The organism is Pseudomonas caricapapayae, from assembly GCF_001400735.1.
Classification (GTDB): Bacteria; Pseudomonadota; Gammaproteobacteria; order Pseudomonadales; family Pseudomonadaceae; genus Aquipseudomonas; species Aquipseudomonas caricapapayae.
In genome coordinates this window covers 61,686-80,306 of sequence record NZ_LJPW01000008.1, presented here as the reverse complement: position 1 = coordinate 80,306, position 18,621 = coordinate 61,686, and the positions used below count along the sequence as shown (strand labels likewise).

Here is an 18,621-nt window from a genome sequence, read left to right as displayed (position 1 = left end):
GCCGACCGGGCTTTGACAAGCACACAAGCCGTGTAAAAACGTGACGTGCGAAGGCGAGACAAGGCAAAAACAGGGTTTCCCTCGATAGACGGCCCTCATGTATGCTACTGCGCTTCCTGTAATTCCACTTCCGCGCTCTTGAGCCCGAACGCACCGCACAGACAGTTGCAATTGTCCGCCACGCGGTGCGGAACTGACTCGGCGAAGCAATGAAGAGGTCAAGGGTCACTAATCTTTAGTAAAAAGTAGCCATGCACGAACTCTATCAGCCCCGCGAAATCGAAGCCGCCGCCCAAACGTTCTGGGATGAGCAAAAGTCTTTTGAAGTCAGTGAACAGCCAGGCAAGGACACTTTCTATTGCCTGTCCATGTTTCCTTACCCGAGCGGCAAGCTGCACATGGGTCATGTGCGCAACTACACCATTGGTGACGTGATCTCCCGCTACCAGCGGATGCTGGGCAAGAATGTCCTTCAGCCATTGGGCTGGGACGCTTTCGGCATGCCGGCAGAAAACGCCGCCATCGACAACAACGTCGCGCCGGCGAAGTGGACCTACGAAAATATCGATTACATGAAGACCCAGCTCAAGAGCCTGGGTCTGGCAGTTGACTGGTCGCGCGAAGTCACCACCTGCAAGCCTGACTACTATCGCTGGGAACAATGGCTGTTCACCCGCCTGTTCGAAAAAGGCGTGATCTACCGCAAGAACGGCACCGTGAACTGGGACCCGGTCGATCAGACCGTGCTGGCCAACGAGCAGGTCATCGATGGCCGCGGCTGGCGCTCGGGCGCACTGATCGAAAAGCGCGAAATCCCGATGTACTACTTCAAGATCACCGCTTACGCCGACGAGCTGCTGGAAAGCCTCGACGAGTTGCCGGGCTGGCCTGAACAGGTCAAGACCATGCAGCGCAACTGGATCGGCAGATCGCGCGGCATGGAAGTGCAGTTTCCGTACGACCAGGCGTCGATAGGCGAAGCCGGTGCCCTGAAAGTCTTCACCACCCGCCCCGATACCCTGATGGGCGCGACCTATGTCGCGGTAGCCGCAGAACACCCGCTGGCAACCCTGGCCGCTCAGGGCAACCCTGCGCTGCAGGCGTTCATCGATGAATGCAAAGGCGGCAGCGTTGCCGAAGCCGATGTTGCCACTCAGGAAAAGAAAGGCCAGCCGACCTCGTTGTTCGTCGAGCACCCGTTGACCGGCGAGAAGCTGCCGGTGTGGGTCGCCAACTACGTGCTGATGCACTACGGCGATGGCGCGGTCATGGCCGTACCGGCGCACGACGAGCGTGATTTCGAGTTCGCCACCCAGTACGGTCTGCCGATCAAGCCCGTGGTACGCACCAGCGCCGGCGACGAAACGCCTGCCCCGTGGCAACCGGCCTACGGTGAGCATGGCGAGCTGATCAATTCCGGCGAGTTTACCGGCCTGAATTTCCAGGACGCGTTCGATGCCATCGAAGCTGCACTGGTCAAGAAATCGCTGGGCCAGTCCCGCACCCAGTTCCGCCTGCGTGACTGGGGCATCAGCCGCCAGCGCTACTGGGGCTGCCCGATCCCTATCGTGCATTGCGACACCTGTGGCGACGTGCCAGTCCCTGAAGACCAGTTGCCCGTTGTCCTGCCTGAAGACGTAGTGCCCGACGGCGCTGGCTCGCCACTGGCGCGGATGCCCGAGTTCTACGAATGCAGCTGCCCGAAATGCGGCGCACCGGCCAAGCGTGAAACCGACACTATGGACACGTTCGTCGAGTCCTCGTGGTACTACGCCCGTTATGCGTCGCCGCATTACGAGGGTGGTCTGGTCGAGCCGAACGCTGCCAACCACTGGCTGCCAGTGGACCAGTACATCGGCGGCATCGAGCACGCGATTCTGCACCTGCTGTACGCCCGCTTCTTCCACAAGCTGATGCGCGACGAAGGCCTGGTGACCTCGAACGAACCGTTCAAGAACCTGCTGACCCAAGGCATGGTCAACGCCGAGACCTACTTCCGCATGGAAACCAGCGGCAAGAAGACCTGGATCAACCCGGCCGATGTGACCCTCGAAAGAGATGCCAAGGCCAAGGTGATCAGTGCCACGCTGACCAGCGACGGCCTGCCGGTGGAAATCGGCGGCACCGAAAAAATGTCGAAGTCGAAGAAAAACGGCATCGACCCGCAGACCATGATCGATCAGTACGGTGCCGATACCTGCCGCCTGTTCATGATGTTCGCCTCCCCGCCTGACATGAGCCTGGAGTGGTCCGACTCGGGCGTTGAAGGCTCGCATCGTTTCCTGCGCCGCGTGTGGCGCCTGGCTCAGGCGCATGTCGGTCAGGGTGTATCGACCGGCCTGGACATTGCAGCACTGACGGATGACCAGAAGGCCATCCGCCGCTCGATTCATCAGGCGATCAGACAGGCGAGTCAGGATATTGGCCAGAACCAGAAATTCAACACGGCTGTCGCGCAAGTGATGACCCTGATGAATGTGCTGGAAAAAGCTCCGCAGGCCACACCACAGGATCGTGCCCTGATTCAGGAAGGCCTGGAAACAGTCACCCTGCTGCTGGCACCGATCACACCGCACATCAGCCACGAACTCTGGAAGCAACTGGGCCACAATGAACCGGTCATCGATGCGGGCTGGCCTGCATTCGATGCGAATGCGCTGGTACAGGACAGTCTGCAACTGGTCATTCAGGTCAACGGCAAGCTACGCGGCCATATCGAAATGCCCGCCAGCGCCAGCCGCGAAGAAGTCGAAGCGGCTGCACGCATCAACGAGAACGTATTGCGCTTCACTGATGGCCTGACTATTCGCAAGGTGATCGTCGTGCCTGGCAAGCTGGTCAACATCGTCGCAAGCTGATTGGATCGGGCGCCTGGCAGATGCCGGGCGCCGAACATATTTCCAGGGTTCGCAGCGTCGACCCAAACGGATTCAAGGGGAGCATCAAGATGATCAAACGCAATTTGCTGGTGATGGGCCTGGCTGTTCTGTTGAGTGCCTGTGGCTTCCAGCTGCGTGGCACCGGCACAACCGAGCTGGCGATCAAGGAGCTGGATGTCAGTGCACGTAACGCCTACGGCGAAACCGTGACTCAACTCACTCGTTTGCTGACCAGTTCCGGCGTCAAGGTCTATACCGGCGCGCCTTACAAACTCATGCTGACCAACGAAGCCGAAACCCAGCGTGCCATCAGCTACTCCGGCTCGGGCCGCTCGGCTGAATACCAGCTGACCACCACCCTGACCTATGAAGTGCACGGCGACAGAGATCGCTTCCTGCTCGGCGATAAAGTCACCGCAGACCGCTCTTACGTGCACGATGGCAACAACCTGACCGGTTCCGACCAGGAAGCCGCACAGGTTCGTCAGGAAATGCGCAACGACCTGATTCAGAAAATGATGGCCCGTTTGCAGCAAATGACACCGTCGCGTCTGGACGAGCTGCAGGCCAAGGCGGACGCAGCGGCCAAGGCTGAAGCCGACGCCCTGGAAGCCGCGCAGCGTATCCGCGACGAGACGCCTCAGCAGTCGCCTGTCGAAGTTCCGGGCAGGTAAGTGTTCGGGGCCGGTTTTCCGGCCCCGACATGCTCTGACTCATGAAACTCGCCCCTGCCCAACTGGGTAAACACCTGCAAGGTACGCTCGCGCCCGTCTACGTGATCAGCGGCGATGACCCGTTGCTTTGCCAGGAAGCCGCCGATGCCGTGCGTGCTGCTGCGCGCCGGCAAGGTTTCGATGAGCGGCAGGTATTCAGCGCTGACGCCAGCTTCGACTGGGGCACATTGCTTCAGGCAGGCGCCAGCATGTCCCTGTTTGCCGAACGTCGCCTTCTGGAACTGCGTTTGCCGTCCGGCAAACCCGGTGACAAAGGTGCTGCGGCACTCATGGAATACTGCGCCAGACCTGCAGAAGACACCTTGCTGCTGATCAGCCTGCCCAAGCTCGACGGTAGCGCGCAGAAGACCAAATGGGGCAAGGCACTGGTTGACGGTGCACAAACCCAGTTCGTACAAATCTGGCCCGTGGACATTGGTCAATTGCCGCAATGGATTCGTCAGCGCCTTTCCCAGGCGGGCCTTGCTGCGACTCAGGACGCTGTCGAGCTGATCGCCGCAAGGGTCGAAGGCAACCTGCTGGCTGCCGCACAGGAAATCGAAAAGCTCAAATTGATGGCCGAGGAAGGCCAGATCACCGTCGAAACGGTCCAGGCGGCGGTGGCAGACAGTGCCCGCTTCGATGTCTTCGGCCTGACCGATGCCGTGCTCAATGGCGAAGCAGCCCATGCGTTACGCATGCTGGAAGGCTTGCGTGGCGAAGGCGTCGAAACGCCAGTGATCCTTTGGGCGCTGACCCGCGAACTGCGTGCGCTGGCCAACATGTCCCAGCAGTTCAGCCAGGGCGTGCCGCTGGACAAGATCTTCAGCTCGGCGCGCCCGCCGATCTGGGACAAGCGTAAACCACTGATGAGCAAAGCCCTGCAACGCCACTCTGCGAAACGCTGGAGCCAGCTGCTGATGGACGCACAACGCATCGACGCGCAAATCAAAGGCCAGGCCGCCGGTTCGCCGTGGAGCAGCCTGAGCCGACTGGCGCTGCTGATGGCGGGACAACGGCTGGCATTGCCTGCGGAGTAGGCCTCATGTGCGACCTACCTACTGGCCTGTTTGAAGTCGCCGCTCGTGCCGTTTTCTATCCGGTCGGATGGCCGATCGTAAAACTCCTGACGCTTGGCAAACACCCTGCAAAGGGCTCCTGGTTCGCAGAAACCCCGGCAGCAAGTTGGGCGACAGGCATGGGTGTTGCTACCCTTGCCGTCATCATGATGGCGCTACTCCATCAGTTTGATTTTTGATCAAAGCGAGAGCCTGCACCGGCCTCTTCGCGAGCAAGCTCGTCCCCACAAACGTTCACTCAGCCTGCGGCTGGCTACCGCGTCATAGCACACAACTATTAGACACAACCGCCTTTCTGCCCGATGATTTGCAACGTTTCACAACCCCCATCAGGAGCACCCCGCCATGAGCAAGCCAAAACGGCCGAACAAGGCCAAATCCATCATCGCCCAGCCCTTGTTCCGCAGTCGTCAGGAACAACCCTCCAAGGGCAAAGGCAGCTACCGCCGCGAAGCCTTCCAGTCTAAAAGCTGGGAGGCTTCCTGCTTTATGGCGGCCTGATATCGAGCAACATCTCCGAGGCGCTTTCAACCGCTTAGCCGTGTTATGGTCTGCACCTAACGGTAATACCCTTGGACTCAAGCATGCCTTCTCGTTTTACCCATCGCCCGCAGCTGCGCCAACTCATCGCTGCCTCCAGCCTTATTGCCTTGGTAGCCTGCGCAGAAAAACCCACTGCAGCCGATGCCACGCCTCTTCAATCCAGCAAAGCACAGACAAACGCGCCTGCCGTAGCCCCTACGCCAGCACTGGTCGTCGATGACAACCTCACGATTCAACCCGCCGTCAGCTTCAGTGAATGGCAGGCCGGCTTTCGTGTTCAGGCGTTGAAGGCAGGTATCCGGGCCGATGTGTTCGATCTGGCATTCGCCGGCGTCACTCCCGACATGAGCGTGGTCAAGGCCGACCGCAGCCAGCCTGAGTTCAGCCGTCCGGTCTGGGAATACCTGGACGGTGCCATCTCTGCTGTACGCGTGCGCAAGGGTCAGGCGTTGCTTTCGCAGTACGCTGATGACCTGCAGAAGATCGAACAGCAATACGGCGTGGACCGCCAGGCGCTGGTTGCGGTGTGGGGCATGGAGAGCAATTTCGGGCAGTTCCAGGGCTCGCAATCGGTCATTCGCTCGCTGGCAACCCTGGCGTATGAAGGCCGTCGTCCCGGCTTTGCGCAGAGCCAGTTGCTGGCGGCGCTGGATATCATCCAGCATGGCGACATCACCCCGGACAAAATGCTGGGCTCATGGGCCGGTGCGATGGGCCAGACCCAGTTCATCCCGACCACCTACAACACCCATGCCGTCGACTTTGACGGCGATGGCCGCCGTGACATCTGGAACACCCCGGCCGATGCACTGGCCTCGACCGCGCATTACCTGCAAAGCTCTGGCTGGCAGCGGGGTCAGCCTTGGGGCTTTGAAGTAGTGCTTGGCTCGGGGTTCGATTACTCGCTGGCAGATTCGACCACGCGCAAGAGTCTCGCTGAATGGCAGCAACTGGGCCTGAAACAGCCAGACGGTTCGGCTATCCCGGTCGCGGCCAGCCAGCAGCAAGCCGCCTTGTTGCTGCCAGCCGGTTACCGCGGGCCAGCCTTTCTGGTGCTGGACAACTTCCGCGCGATTCTCAAGTACAACAACTCGACTTCCTATGCGTTGGCGATCAGCCTGCTTTCCGACCGCTTCAAGGGTGCGGGGTATGTAGTCGGCAGCTGGCCGCGCGGAGATCTGCCGCTAAGCCGCTCTGAGCGCATCGAACTGCAAACCCTGCTTTCGGCACGTCAATACGACGCAGGCGCGCCCGACGGCATTATCGGCGCCAATACGCGCAAAGCCATCCGCAGCGCTCAGCAGTCGTTCGGCTGGCCGGCTGATGGCTATCCGACGCACGAATTGCTGGAAGCCCTGCGCAAGCCTGTCGGGCAGTAATCGGAAGGACGCAGAGCGTCCAGACGGGGATGTCAACGCGGAGCGCCGGCACGATGGTGTTCTTGGGGACGCCTATCGTTCCTCACGCTCCAGCGTGGGAATGCATTTCCGGACGCTCCGCGTCCAATCTCGACTTACGATGCGGCGAAGAGTGTGACTCGCAGCTTCACGAACGGCATGTCAACGCGGAGCGCCGGCACAATAATCAACCAAAAAAAGAAGGGCCAGGTATCGCTACCTGGCCCTTCTTGTTTTTGCAGGGTGTTTTCAGAGCATCGCCTTGGCGATCTTGGCCTGCTCGTCGGCATGATACGAAGAGCGTACCAACGGCCCGGAAGCGACGTTCTTGAAGCCCATCTTGTAACCTTCCTCGGCGAACCAGGCGAAGGTGTCAGGGTGCACAAAACGCTGAACCGGCAGGTGATTACGCGACGGCTGCAGGTATTGCCCCAGGGTCAGCATGTCGATGTCGTGTTCGCGCATGCGCTGCATGACTTCGATGACTTCTTCGTCGGTCTCGCCCAGCCCGAGCATCAGCCCGGATTTGGTCGGTACATGCGGGACCATCTGCTTGAAGCGCTGCAGCAGGGTCAACGACCACTGGTAATCCGACCCTGGACGCGCAGCCTTGTACAGACGCGGTACGGTTTCCAGGTTGTGGTTGAACACATCCGGTGGCTCGGCGGCAGTGATTTCCAGCGCAACGTCCATACGACCACGGTAGTCAGGCACCAGCGTTTCAAGCTGAACGCCCGGCGACAGCAGACGGATTTCGCGGATGCAGTCGGCAAAGTGCTGGGCACCGCCATCACGCAGGTCATCACGGTCTACCGAAGTGATCACCACATATTTCAGGCGCAGGTCGGCGATCGCGATGGCGAGGCTCTTCGGTTCATTGACGTCGAGCGGCTTCGGACGGCCATGACCCACGTCGCAGAATGGGCAGCGACGGGTGCAGATGTCGCCCATGATCATGAAGGTCGCGGTGCCACCGGAGAAGCATTCGCCCAGATTCGGGCAGGAAGCCTCTTCACAGACGCTGTGCAATTTGTGCTTGCGCAGCAATTGCTTGATACGGTCGACTTCCGGAGAAACCGGGATGCGCACGCGAATCCAGTCGGGTTTCTTCGGCAGGTCTACTGTCGGGATGATCTTGACCGGGATGCGCGCAACCTTTTCCGCTCCGCGAAGCTTGACGCCCGCTTCGACTTTCGGACGGGCCACACGCTCGGAAACATCCAGCGTCGGGATAAGGGTTTGCACGGTGTCAGTCATAATGGTTTATTCCGCCCGTAAGGGTCGCCTGCTCAGCGTAGTCGAGGTGTTTGACGAGCTGCGCACGCAGCCGGGCACTAACCTCGGAAAATTCTATCTGCCCTGCCTGATCGCTCAGTTGGGTCATGGTCAACCCGGCGTATCCGCACGGGTTGATGCGGCGGAACGGCTCCAGGTCCATGTCGACGTTCAACGCCAGACCATGAAACGAACAGCCGTTGCGAATGCGCAGGCCGAGCGACGCGATCTTCGCGCCGTCGACGTATACACCCGGTGCATCAGCCTTGGCGGCGGCCTTGACGCCGTAGTCGGCGAGCAAGGCGATGAGCGTGTTCTCGATCCGGGTTACCAGATCTCGAACGCCGAAACCAAGGCGTCTGACGTCCAGCATCAGGTAAGCCACCAGTTGGCCCGGCCCATGATAAGTCACTTGGCCGCCACGATCGACCTGTACGACAGGAATATTGCCCGGCAGCAGCAAATGCTCGGCTTTGCCGGACTGCCCCTGAGTGAAAACCGGTGGATGCTGGACCAGCCAGACCTCGTCGGCAGCCTCGCGGCCACGCCCATCGGTAAAACGCTGCATGGCATGCCAGGCGGTTTCATAATCCGTCAGACCCAGATCACGAAAACCCAGCGTCCCCGTCATCAGAGCACCATGTGCACGAAACCTGTAGCGCGAAGCGCGCTATTGATGTCGCGCAACTGATCTTCGCCTGTAGCGACAATGTGCAACTGGACGGTGGTGTATTTGCCGTTGCTGCTCTGGCGCTCGGCAAGCGTCTTGAGATCGACCGTGGCGTGCTTTTCAAGCACTTCCATCACGGCAGCAGTAAAACCCGCACTGGTGTCGCCGATCACCTTGATCGGGTAGTCATTGCAGGGAAATTCGATTTTGTGCGACTTGATGTCGGTATCAGTCATGGCAGTAAAGGTCTCACAAGCCGTGACGACGGACACGCAGCCCGCTCAGATCATGAGCAGGCCGCGAGAAGGTCGGCAGTAGTTACTGGAGGGTCAGTTGAACAAGCCGTAGAAGAACAGGCGGATGCTATCCCACACGCGGCGGAAAATGCCACCTTCCTCAACGGCATCAAGCGCAATCAGATTAGCGGTGTGAACCACCTGATCGTCCTTCTTGACTTCGACCTTGCCGATCACGTCGCCCTTGGCGATTGGCGCAACCAGTTGCGGGTTCATGGTCATGCTGGCGGAAAGCTTCTTCATGTCGCCTTTTGGCATGGTCATGCTCAGATCTTCAGCCAGACCGGCCTTGACCTGACGCTCGGTGCCTTTCCAGACAGTCGCCTGAGCCAGCTCGGTGCCCTTCTGATAGAAGTTCTGGGTTTCGAAGAAACGGAAGCCATAAGTCAGCAACTTCTGGGTTTCAGCCGCACGAGCCTGTTCGCTGTTGGTGCCGAATACGACAGCGATCAAACGCATGCCGTCACGTACAGCCGAGGACACCATGCAGTAGCCGGCTTCGTCAGTGTGACCGGTCTTCAGGCCATCGACGGTCTTGTCGCGCCACAGCAGCAGGTTGCGGTTAGGCTGCTTGATGCCGTTCCAGAAGAACTCTTTCTGCGAGTAGATCGCGTAGTGAGCCGGGTCTTCGTGGATGATGGCACGCGCCAGGATCGCCATGTCGTGAGCCGACGAGTAGTGCTCGGGGTTCGGCAGACCGGTCGGGTTCATGAAGTGGCTGTTGGTCATGCCCAGATCGCCGGCGGTCTTGTTCATCATGTCCGCAAATGCATCTTCGCTGCCGGCGATGTGCTCGGAGATCGCGACACTGGCGTCGTTACCCGACTGGATGATGATGCCGTGCAGCAGGTCGCTGACCGTGACCTGGCTGCCGACCTTGATGAACATCCGCGAACCGCCCGTGCGCCAGGCGTTTTCACTGATCGTCACCGGATCGTTTTCGCCGATCTGGCCACGACGGATTTCCAGGGTCGCGATATAGGCAGTCATCAGCTTGGTCAGACTGGCAGGCGCCAGACGCTGATCGCCGTTGTTCTCGACCAGAACGTTACCGCTGGTGGCGTCCATCAGTACGTAGGACTTGGCTGCCAGTTGCGGTGCAGCAGGCGTCATCTGCTCTGCTGCCCAGACAGTCGGGGTGATGATCAGTGGAACAAGCAGGCACAAACGTTTTGCAAAGGTGGTGATGTTCATCCGTCTCTCGAGAATCCTAATGGGCAAACATGCCCTTGCGGGCAAAACTGAACAGACCGGCGAAGCGAAAACGCCTCGGTACGGCTCGTGGCGCCAGGCTGTAACCCTGGCTGACAAAGTCGCCTGTTCGACACACGACCTTGTGGGCAGTTACCTGCAACGCTTGCCCTGATGGCAAATGTGCGCCGCCTGCGACTGCATACTGTCCTCCATTATTGCCGGAGAACGGTAGTCGAAAAACTTACTGATCCGATGTCACTACGCTCGGCTGGCCCAGATTGGCCGACCTGACGCTGTTTTGCAGTTGCTGGGCTTCACCCGGCGTGTCGATCGGTCCCATCCGCACCCGATAGAGCGTTTGCTGATTGCGCGCTATCGAGCTGACGAACACCGGTGCGCGGACCATCCCGCTCAGTTTCGACCTCAGGAGCTCCGCAGCGTCCGGGTTGGCGAAGGCTCCCACCTGGAGAAACAGCCCAGCGGCTTGTCCTGAAGCGTTTTTTTTTGCGTCAACCTGCAACGGCACAACAGGTGCTGCGTGCTGCTGCGGTGGTGGCGTGTATTGTTCGACGGTTCCGGTCGAGGTGGACAGCGCGGGCGGCGTGGCCTGGGCCATCACTTGCGGCTGATTGAGCATCAACGGTGCCGGACGGCCACGTTGTGCCCACCACTCCTGAGGGTCGATACCTTCTACCTTCACCCGAGCAGTCCCGGTTTCGGCGTAGCCGAGCTTTTTGGCGGCGGCGTAGGACAGGTCGATGATCCGGTCAGAATAGAACGGCCCGCGATCATTGACGCGCAGGATCACCGTGCGATTGTTGTCCAGGTTGGTCACCTTGACATAGCTGGGCAGCGGCAGGGTCTTGTGCGCAGCGCTCATGCCGTACAGGTCATACACCTCGCCGTTGGCGGTGTTCTGGCCATGAAACTTGGTGCCGTACCAGGAGGCGGTGCCCGAAGCGACATAACGCTTCGAATCGCTCATCGGGAAATAGGTCTTGCCCAGCACCGTATACGGGTTGGCCTTGTAGGCCCCGGTGTGCAGGGTTGGCGTTGCGTCGGGGATACGCGAGACATCCACGTCCCACCACGGCGCGCCGTCCTTGTGGGCACGGTTGATGTCCAGCCCCGGCATGGCGCGCACCACCGCACCGCCTTTCGGCGACTGCGACGATGTTGTGCGTGACGGCGACGAGCAGCTGGCAACCAGCACTGCCAGGCCGGTCAACGCCAGAAGCTTGAATGTTTGAAGAATCGGCAATGCCCGCATTACTTGACGCCTCGAGCTTGAACCAACGATTCAGACAGCTGATACACGGCCATGGCGTACATCACACTGCGGTTATAACGGGTGATTGCATAAAAATTGTTCAGACCCAGCCAGTATTCAGGACCATTGTCGCCTTCAAGACGGAACGCCGTCACCGGCATGTCATCGCGCAGCGCATCATGACTCGCCCAGCCCAGCTGTCGCAACTCCCCGACCGACATTACCGGATCAAGCGCAGGGCTCAACCCTTCGTCCACCCGGTCGCCACGTGCAGTGGCACGACTGACGACAGGCTGCCCGGCCACCCAGCCATGCCGTTTGAAATAACTGGCCACGCTGCCAATGGCATCGTCCGGGTCGGTCCAGATGTTGATGTGACCGTCCCCGTCGAAATCAACGGCGTATGCACGGAAACTGCTCGGCATGAACTGCGGCAGCCCCATCGCCCCGGCGTAGGAACCTTTGAGGGTCAGCGGATCGACCTGCTGTTCGCGGGCCAGCAGCAGAAACTCGCGCAGTTCCTTGCGGAAGAACTGGGCGCGCGGCGGGTAATCGAAGCCGAGGGTCGACAAGGCGTCGATCACCCGGTAATTACCGGTATTGCGGCCGAAGAAGGTCTCTACGCCAATGATCGAAACGATGATCTGCGCCGGTACGCCGTATTCCTGCTCGGCACGGGCCAGTGCAGCCTCATGCTGACGCCAGAAGTCGACACCGCGAGCGATGCGCGTATCGGTGATGAACATCGGCCGATACTCTTTCCACTGCTTGACCCGTTCGGCCGGACGGGAAATGGCATCGAGAATGGCCTGCTTGCGCTCGACCTCACGAAACAGGCTCATCAGTTGCTCACCGGCAAAACCGTGATCGCGGGTCAGCTCTCCGACGAATTCCGCCACTTGGGGCGACCCTTCATAATCGCCAGCCAGCGCCTCTTGCACCGATCCAAGGATGCCCACCAGACCGACCACCGGAGCATATCGAGCCCAGTTACGCATTGCGTGCATTGAATAGTTCACCTTAATCAAACTTGAGCGATCCATTTACGATGTGTATGGATCGACATCAAAACCCCAAACGCTGACAGTAGGGTTACGAGCGAAGTTCCGCCGTAGCTAATGAAGGGCAGCGGAACCCCCACCACTGGCAGCAGGCCACTGACCATACCGATGTTGACGAAAACGTAAACAAAAAACGTCATGGTCAACGCACCGGCCAGCAGTTTGCCGAATAATGTCTGCGCCTGTGCAGTGATCACAAGCCCGCGACCGATCAGCAGCATGTAGATGATCAGCAGCGCACAGATGCCTACCAGGCCGAACTCTTCACCCAGCACTGCGATGATGAAGTCGGTATGGCTTTCAGGCAGAAAGTCGAGGTGCGACTGGGTGCCGAGCAACCAGCCTTTGCCAAATACGCCGCCCGAACCGATGGCCGCCTTTGACTGGATGATGTTCCAGCCGGTGCCAAGCGGGTCGCTTTCCGGATCGAGGAACGTCAGCACGCGTTGCTTCTGATAGTCGTGCATAAAGAAGAACCACATGGCCACCGCCGCAGGCACGGCAGCCGTCAGCACACTTAGAATCCAGCGCCAGCGCAGGCCGGCCATGAACAGCACAAAGGCCCCGGACGCCAGGATCAGCAGCGACGTACCCAGATCGGGCTGACGCACGATCAGTATGAACGGCACGCCAATCAGGGCCAGGCTGACGGCGACGTGCTTGAGATGTGGTGGCAGCGTGCGCTTGGACAAGTACCAGGCGATGGTCGCCGGCATGATGATCTTGAGAAACTCGGAAGGCTGGAAACGAATCACGCCGGGAATATTGATCCAGCGCGTTGCGCCCATGGCGTTGTGGCCCATGACATCCACCACCACCAACAGCAGGACGCCGACCACATAGAGAACAGGCACCCAGCGCGCCATGAAGCGCGGCTCCAGCTGGGCAATCACTACCATTGCCACCAGACCGATACCGAACGAGCTGGCCTGCTTGATCAGCAGGTCCCAGTTCTTGCCGCTGGCTGAATACAGAACGAACAGACTGCCAGCCGCCAGCGTCAGCAGCAGGATCAGCAAGGGACCATCGATATGAATGCGCTGCAGAAACGTGGCACGGCGGCGCATTACGTCTTCGCTGGACAGGATGCGGTCGAAATTACTCTTCACGGGCCGCAGCCTCCAGATTCAGGGAACCGGCGTACTCAGGCTTGAGATGGCCGTTTTCGTCGAGCAGCCAGGCGTCCATCACCTGACGCACGACGGGTGCAGCAACGCCGGAGCCGGACTCACCGTTCTCGACCATGACTGCAACAACGATTTTCGGGTTATCGGCCGGCGCGAAGCCGACAAACAAGGCATGGTCACGGTGACGCTCCTGAACCTTGGTGCGGTCGTATTTCTCGCCTTGCTTGATGGCGACCACCTGAGCCGTACCGCTCTTGCCCGCGATCCGGTATTGCGCGCCGATGGCAGCCTTGCGCGCCGTACCGCGCGCACCGTGCATGACTTCCTGCATGCCGTGGTTGACTCGCCCCCAGTTGGCCGGATCACGCAGCACGATGTCCGGCATAGGGTTTTCGTCCACAGGCGCCTTGCCTTCAATGGTTCTGGCCAGATGCGGACGGTTCCACACGCCTTTGTTGGCCACCAGCGCGGTTGCCTGGGCCAGTTGCAACGGCGTTGCCTGCATGTAGCCCTGACCGATACCGAGAATCAGGGTCTCGCCGGGGAACCAGGCCTGACGGCGGGTCGCGCGCTTCCATTCTCGGGACGGCATCAGACCGGGCGACTCTTCGAACATGTCCAGCGAGACTTTCTGTCCGATGCCGAACTTGTTCATGTAGGTGGAAAGCCGATCGATTCCCAGTTTGTGTGCCAGATCGTAAAAGTACGTGTCATTGGAACGCATGATCGCGGTATCCAGATCCACCCAGCCATCGCCGGTGCGGTTCCAGTTCCGGTACTTGTGGTCGTAATTGGGTAGTTGGTAATACCCTGGGTCGAACACCCTTGAGCCAGGCGTCACCGCGCCGGCATCCAGCCCGGCAATCGCCACCGCAGGCTTGATGGTCGAGCCCGGCGGATACAGACCGCGCAGGATGCGGTTGAACAGTGGCCGGTCGATGGAGTCGCGCAGCTCGGCATAGGCCTTGAAGCTGATGCCGGTTACAAACAGGTTCGGATCGAAACTGGGCGCACTGACCATCGCCAGCACTTCTCCGGTGGCCGGATCCAGCGCGACTACTGCGCCACGACGCCCGCCCAGTGCGGCTTCGGCAGCTTCCTGAAGATTGATGTCCAGGCTCAGGACGATGTCCTTGCCGGGGATCGGGTCAGTGCGCTTGAGGACACGCAACACGCGCCCACGGGCGTTGGTCTCGACCTCTTCATAGCCGACCTGGCCATGCAGCTCGGGCTCGTAAAAGCGCTCGATACCGGTCTTGCCGATATGGTGCGTGCCGCTGTAATTGATCGGATCGAGGCTCTTGAGCTCTTTCTCGTTGATCCGCCCCATGTAGCCGACCGAATGCGCAAAATGCGGCCCTTGCGGGTAGTGCCTGACCAGTTGCGCAACCACCTCGACACCCGGCAGACGGAACTGATTGACGGCGATCAGGGCGATCTGCTCTTCGCTCAGCTCGAACAGGATCGGCACCGGCTCGAATGGGCGCCGCCCCTGCTTCATGCGCTTTTCAAAAATGATGCGGTCGTCGGGCGTCAGTTGCAGGATCTCGACAATAGTGTCGAGCACGCCGGACCACTCGCCGGCACGCTCGCGGGTCATGCTGAGACTGAAACTGGGCCGGTTATCCGCCACCACCACGCCGTTGCGGTCGTAGATCAACCCTCGGCTGGGCGGAATCGGCTGAACGTGGACGCGGTTGTTTTCCGAAAGTGTGGAGTGATAGTCGTACTGGATGACCTGCAGGTAATAAAGCCGTGCAATCAGCACGCACACCAGCAACACGACCGCCACGGCACCGAACACGACCCTACCGCGCACCAGGCGTGCGTCCTTTTCGTGGTCTTTGAGGCGGATCGGTTGAGACATTTAGGCCGTATTCACAGTAAAAACGATGCTACTTGTGATAAGGGTGCCCGGACAGGACTGTCCAGGCGCGATACATCTGTTCGCCGATCAGAATGCGCACCAGTGGATGCGGCAGGGTCAGCGGCGACAGAGACCAGCGTTGTTCACTGCGGGCACAGACTTCAGGTGCCAGCCCCTCGGGACCGCCGACCATCAGGTTGACCGTACGCGCATCGAGGCGCCAGCGATCGAGTTCGACCGCCAACTGTTCGGTGCTCCACGGTTTACCGTGCACTTCAAGCGTGACAATCCGCTCTCCCGGCTGCACCTTCGCCAGCATCGCCTCGCCCTCCTGACGGATGAAGCGAGCAACATCGGCGTTCTTGCCTCGGGTATTGAGCGGGATTTCCACCAGTTCAAGCGCAAGCTCGGAGGGCATCCGCTTGGCGTACTCGTGCCAACCTTCTTCCACCCATTTGGGCATGCGCGAACCCACAGCGATCAGACGCAGACGCACATCAAGGCCTTATTCGTTGCCCGGGGTATGGTGCGCAGCGCTGGCGGCACGGCTTTGTTCGGCACCCTGCCACAAGCGTTCCAGGTCGTAGAACTGGCGTGCCGCAGCGGTCATCACGTGAACGATAACGTCACCCAGGTCCAGCAGGACCCAGTCGCTGTCGCCCTTGCCTTCTTCGCTCAAGGATTTCAGACCGGCAGCCTTGACCTTGTCACGGACGTTATCGACCAGTGCGTTCAACTGGCGGTTGGACGTACCGGTGCAGATCAGCATGTAGTCAGCGATGCTGGTCTTGTCGCGCACGTCGATGGTCAGGATGTCGGCACCCTTGACCTCTTCAAGGGCTGCAATCGCAACATTGATGACTTCTTCACTGCTCATTTTTTGCTTTGTCATATAAAACTCATTCAGCTCGTATGTGTGGGACCGTCCAGACGCTTGTCGATCAAAGCAGTTTCAGGACGACCCATCAGTGTTCGGCGCACGGTAAAGCCCGCGCGCATCGATATAGGCCAGTACCGCGTCTGGCACCAGAAAACGTACCGACTTACCGCTGGCCAGCAGTTGACGGATCTGGGTGGCAGACACCGATAAAGGCGTCTGCCAGACGAATGTAATCTGTCCACCCGGCCCTTTCAGGGCCTTGGGATCGCTGACCGCGCGCGCCGCCAGCAGATTGCGCATGGCATCCGGCGACTCGCTGTCTGCGTCCGGGCGTTGCAGCACCACGATATGGCAGTGCTCCAGCAGTTCTTCCCACCTGTGCCAGGTCGGCAGCCCGCAAAAGGCATCCCAACCCAGCAGCAGGAACAACTGGTCATGAGGCGCCAGCTCGGCGCGCATCGATTCCAGTGTGTCGAGGGTATACGACGGTTTGTCCCGTTTCAGTTCACGGTCATCCACCGTCAGGGGCGACACGCCCGCAACCGCGTTCCGAACCATCGCCAGACGGTCCTCGGCAGTTACGCTCGGCATGTCACGATGCGGAGGCCTGGCGCTGGGCGTCAGGCGCAGCTCATCGAGTTCCAGCAGCTCGGCCACTTCGAGCGCACCGCGCAAATGACCGATATGAACCGGGTCGAACGTGCCCCCGAGCATGCCGATACGTCTGGGCAGCGTTGTCGTGGGGCTGTTCAAGTCAGGCTTGTCCGCGCAATTGACCATCACCGATCACGATGTACTTCTCGCAGGTCAACCCTTCAAGCCCGACAGGCCCGCGGGCGTGCAGCTTATCAGTAGAAATGCCGATCTCGGCACCCAATCCGTATTCGAACCCGTCGGCGAAGCTGGTCGGCGCGTTGACCATGACCGAACTGGAATCGACCTCGGCCATGAAGCGGCGAATCTGACCTTGGTGGTCCGAAACGATGGCATCGCTATGATGCGAACCGTAATGGTTGATGTGCTCGATGGCTTCATCCAGCCCGGACACGACGCGAATCGACAGAATCGCGGCCAGGTACTCGGTGTGCCAGTCTTCTTCGGTGGCCGGCATGACGTCGATCAGGTCGCGGGTGCGCTCGCAGCCACGCAACTCGACGCCCTTCTCACGGAACTGCGCGGCCATCGGCGGCAGGAAGTCGGCAGCGATGGTCTGATCGACCAGCAACGTCTCCATCGCGCCGCAGATTCCGTAGCGGTAGGTCTTGGCGTTGAAGGCAATCTTCTGTGCCTTGGCCAGATCGGCGTGGGCGCTGACGTACACATGACAGATGCCGTCCAGGTGCTTGATGACCGGCACGCGCGCGTCGCGACTGACCCGCTCGATCAGGCCCTTGCCGCCACGCGGCACGATGACGTCCACGTACTCGGGCATGGTAATCAGCGCACCAACCGCTGCCCGGTCGGTGGTTTCGACCACTTGCACCACGGCAGCGGGCAGCCCGGCCTCGGCCAGACCACGCTCGATGCAGGCGGCGATGGCACGATTGGAATGAATGGCTTCGGAGCCGCCGCGCAGAATGGTCGCGTTCCCGGACTTCAGGCACAGACTGGCGGCGTCGATGGTCACGTTCGGACGTGACTCGTAGATGATTCCGACAACACCCAGCGGCACACGCATCTTGCCGACCTGGATGCCGGATGGCCGATAGCTCATGTCCCGGATCGCACCGATCGGGTCTGCCAGACCGGCTACCTGACGCAACCCGACGATCATGCTGTCGATGCGTGCGGGGGTCAGGGCCAGACGCTCAAGCATGGCCGGCTCAAGCCCGTTGGCCTGACCGTTTGCCAGGTCCAGCGCATTGGCGGCAGACAGCTCGGCGCGCGCTTCGTCCAGAGCGGCGGCAGTGGCTTGCAGGGCGCGGTTCTTCTGCGCTGTGCTGGCACGACCGATCACTCGCGAAGCTTCGCGGGCGGCGCGACCCAGGCGGGTCATGTAGTCAAGAACGGACTCAGTCATGGTCTCAGAGGTCTTGGCAAAGAGGAAAGCGGCTGATTATAGCTGTCGTGCCGCACGAACGACAGCGCAGACAGGCGGATGGTCGATATCAGTGCGCAGATTTCTTGCGCAGGCAGATGCCCGTCACCCTTAGCCCTCATTGTTATACACAAGTCCGCTTTTGATTCTGGCCGATAGCCGTAGGAGCGGACTTGTCCGCGAAAGGGCCGTGACATCCGCAGGAGATGTATCGCCCGAAACAAAGCTTTCGCGAACAAGTTCGCTCCCACGCCCTGCGGGCAGAAGCCTAAACGCCCCCATTTTCCGGGCTCTTCAGGATTTGTACATAATGATGAGCGCTCAGCCTGCGC

The 18,621-nt window shown here is 60.1% G+C and carries 18 protein-coding genes; 6 read left to right on the top strand and 12 right to left on the bottom strand.

Features of this window, described 5'->3' with window-relative positions:
* Positions 1-251 precede the first annotated feature (251 nt).
* The 6 genes from leuS (at position 252) to ALO80_RS01485 (ending at position 6,593) form a co-directional block, all read left to right on the top strand.
* Positions 252-2,858, top strand: a complete 2,607-nt coding sequence (gene leuS, locus ALO80_RS01510; protein ID WP_055007677.1) for a leucine--tRNA ligase — start codon at positions 252-254, stop codon at positions 2,856-2,858.
* A gap of 89 nt (positions 2,859-2,947) precedes the next feature.
* Positions 2,948-3,553, top strand: coding sequence for an LPS-assembly lipoprotein LptE (locus tag ALO80_RS01505; RefSeq protein WP_054986647.1), 606 nt, complete (start codon positions 2,948-2,950; stop codon positions 3,551-3,553).
* A 41-nt stretch (positions 3,554-3,594) separates the two neighbouring features.
* Positions 3,595-4,632: a DNA polymerase III subunit delta gene (gene holA / locus ALO80_RS01500; protein WP_055007676.1), complete on the top strand. Its 1,038-nt coding sequence runs from the start codon at positions 3,595-3,597 to the stop codon at positions 4,630-4,632.
* Between the two features lie 5 nt (positions 4,633-4,637).
* A complete protein-coding gene (locus ALO80_RS01495; RefSeq protein ID WP_055007675.1) occupies positions 4,638-4,850 on the top strand; it encodes a hypothetical protein in 213 nt (70 codons plus the stop codon).
* 166 nt (positions 4,851-5,016) lie between these two features.
* Entirely contained in the window at positions 5,017-5,172 is a 156-nt protein-coding gene (gene arfA, locus ALO80_RS01490) for an alternative ribosome rescue factor ArfA (RefSeq protein ID WP_003376569.1), read from the top strand.
* An 83-nt stretch (positions 5,173-5,255) separates the two neighbouring features.
* On the top strand, positions 5,256-6,593 hold the full coding sequence (locus ALO80_RS01485) for a lytic murein transglycosylase (protein WP_054986550.1): 1,338 nt from the start codon (positions 5,256-5,258) through the stop codon (positions 6,591-6,593).
* A gap of 267 nt (positions 6,594-6,860) precedes the next feature.
* On the opposite strand, the gene lipA is transcribed toward ALO80_RS01485, so the two are convergent.
* The 12 genes from lipA to ALO80_RS01425 all read right to left on the bottom strand — a co-directional run bounded on the left by lipA (position 6,861) and on the right by ALO80_RS01425 (position 18,271).
* Complete coding sequence (lipA, locus tag ALO80_RS01480) at positions 6,861-7,868, bottom strand: lipoyl synthase (protein ID WP_002555327.1); 1,008 nt, start codon at positions 7,866-7,868, stop codon at positions 6,861-6,863.
* The gene (gene lipB, locus ALO80_RS01475) at positions 7,861-8,517 is read right to left on the bottom strand and encodes a lipoyl(octanoyl) transferase LipB (protein WP_055007674.1); all 657 of its coding nucleotides are present in this window, start codon (positions 8,515-8,517) and stop codon (positions 7,861-7,863) included. The genes lipA and lipB overlap by 8 nt, the downstream gene beginning before the upstream one ends.
* Positions 8,517-8,792 (bottom strand): DUF493 domain-containing protein, encoded by a 276-nt coding sequence (locus ALO80_RS01470; RefSeq protein ID WP_054986552.1) that lies wholly within the window; start codon positions 8,790-8,792, stop codon positions 8,517-8,519. The genes lipB and ALO80_RS01470 overlap by 1 nt, the downstream gene beginning before the upstream one ends.
* 93 nt (positions 8,793-8,885) lie before the next feature.
* Positions 8,886-10,046: a D-alanyl-D-alanine carboxypeptidase family protein gene (locus ALO80_RS01465; protein ID WP_002555330.1), complete on the bottom strand. Its 1,161-nt coding sequence runs from the start codon at positions 10,044-10,046 to the stop codon at positions 8,886-8,888.
* 241 nt (positions 10,047-10,287) lie between these two features.
* Positions 10,288-11,316, bottom strand: coding sequence for a septal ring lytic transglycosylase RlpA family protein (locus ALO80_RS01460; protein WP_055007673.1), 1,029 nt, complete (start codon positions 11,314-11,316; stop codon positions 10,288-10,290).
* On the bottom strand, positions 11,316-12,323 hold the full coding sequence (mltB, locus tag ALO80_RS01455) for a lytic murein transglycosylase B (RefSeq protein WP_054986554.1): 1,008 nt from the start codon (positions 12,321-12,323) through the stop codon (positions 11,316-11,318). Before mltB ends, ALO80_RS01460 begins: the two co-directional genes overlap by 1 nt.
* A gap of 17 nt (positions 12,324-12,340) precedes the next feature.
* Positions 12,341-13,444, bottom strand: coding sequence for a rod shape-determining protein RodA (gene rodA, locus ALO80_RS01450; protein WP_054986648.1), 1,104 nt, complete (start codon positions 13,442-13,444; stop codon positions 12,341-12,343).
* Positions 13,445-13,475: 31 nt separating this feature from the next.
* Positions 13,476-15,371 carry a penicillin-binding protein 2 gene (gene mrdA, locus ALO80_RS01445; protein WP_054986555.1) on the bottom strand — a complete coding sequence of 632 codons (1,896 nt, stop codon included), beginning with the start codon at positions 15,369-15,371 and terminating at the stop codon, positions 13,476-13,478.
* A gap of 28 nt (positions 15,372-15,399) precedes the next feature.
* Complete coding sequence (rlmH, locus tag ALO80_RS01440; RefSeq protein ID WP_002555336.1) at positions 15,400-15,867, bottom strand: 23S rRNA (pseudouridine(1915)-N(3))-methyltransferase RlmH; 468 nt, start codon at positions 15,865-15,867, stop codon at positions 15,400-15,402.
* A 9-nt stretch (positions 15,868-15,876) separates the two neighbouring features.
* Complete coding sequence (rsfS, locus tag ALO80_RS01435; RefSeq protein WP_002555337.1) at positions 15,877-16,263, bottom strand: ribosome silencing factor; 387 nt, start codon at positions 16,261-16,263, stop codon at positions 15,877-15,879.
* Positions 16,264-16,323: 60 nt separating this feature from the next.
* On the bottom strand, positions 16,324-16,983 hold the full coding sequence (gene nadD / locus ALO80_RS01430) for a nicotinate-nucleotide adenylyltransferase (protein ID WP_162491434.1): 660 nt from the start codon (positions 16,981-16,983) through the stop codon (positions 16,324-16,326).
* A gap of 22 nt (positions 16,984-17,005) precedes the next feature.
* Positions 17,006-18,271, bottom strand: coding sequence for a glutamate-5-semialdehyde dehydrogenase (locus ALO80_RS01425; protein ID WP_054986557.1), 1,266 nt, complete (start codon positions 18,269-18,271; stop codon positions 17,006-17,008).
* Positions 18,272-18,621 lie beyond the last annotated feature (350 nt).

Coding starts and splice junctions, on each gene's coding strand:
- mltB (WP_054986554.1), bottom strand. CDS start 12,323: ATGCACGCAATGCGTAACTGGGCTCGATATGCTCCGGTGGTCGGTCTG.
- lipA (WP_002555327.1), bottom strand. CDS start 7,868: ATGACTGACACCGTGCAAACCCTTATCCCGACGCTGGATGTTTCCGAG.
- ALO80_RS01465 (WP_002555330.1), bottom strand. CDS start 10,046: ATGAACATCACCACCTTTGCAAAACGTTTGTGCCTGCTTGTTCCACTG.
- ALO80_RS01505 (WP_054986647.1), top strand. CDS start 2,948: ATGATCAAACGCAATTTGCTGGTGATGGGCCTGGCTGTTCTGTTGAGT.
- ALO80_RS01425 (WP_054986557.1), bottom strand. CDS start 18,271: ATGACTGAGTCCGTTCTTGACTACATGACCCGCCTGGGTCGCGCCGCC.
- holA (WP_055007676.1), top strand. CDS start 3,595: ATGAAACTCGCCCCTGCCCAACTGGGTAAACACCTGCAAGGTACGCTC.
- ALO80_RS01470 (WP_054986552.1), bottom strand. CDS start 8,792: ATGACTGATACCGACATCAAGTCGCACAAAATCGAATTTCCCTGCAAT.
- rodA (WP_054986648.1), bottom strand. CDS start 13,444: ATGCGCCGCCGTGCCACGTTTCTGCAGCGCATTCATATCGATGGTCCC.
- rsfS (WP_002555337.1), bottom strand. CDS start 16,263: ATGACAAAGCAAAAAATGAGCAGTGAAGAAGTCATCAATGTTGCGATT.
- ALO80_RS01460 (WP_055007673.1), bottom strand. CDS start 11,316: ATGCGGGCATTGCCGATTCTTCAAACATTCAAGCTTCTGGCGTTGACC.
- ALO80_RS01495 (WP_055007675.1), top strand. CDS start 4,638: ATGTGCGACCTACCTACTGGCCTGTTTGAAGTCGCCGCTCGTGCCGTT.
- mrdA (WP_054986555.1), bottom strand. CDS start 15,371: ATGTCTCAACCGATCCGCCTCAAAGACCACGAAAAGGACGCACGCCTG.
- leuS (WP_055007677.1), top strand. CDS start 252: ATGCACGAACTCTATCAGCCCCGCGAAATCGAAGCCGCCGCCCAAACG.
- arfA (WP_003376569.1), top strand. CDS start 5,017: ATGAGCAAGCCAAAACGGCCGAACAAGGCCAAATCCATCATCGCCCAG.
- ALO80_RS01485 (WP_054986550.1), top strand. CDS start 5,256: ATGCCTTCTCGTTTTACCCATCGCCCGCAGCTGCGCCAACTCATCGCT.
- lipB (WP_055007674.1), bottom strand. CDS start 8,517: ATGACGGGGACGCTGGGTTTTCGTGATCTGGGTCTGACGGATTATGAA.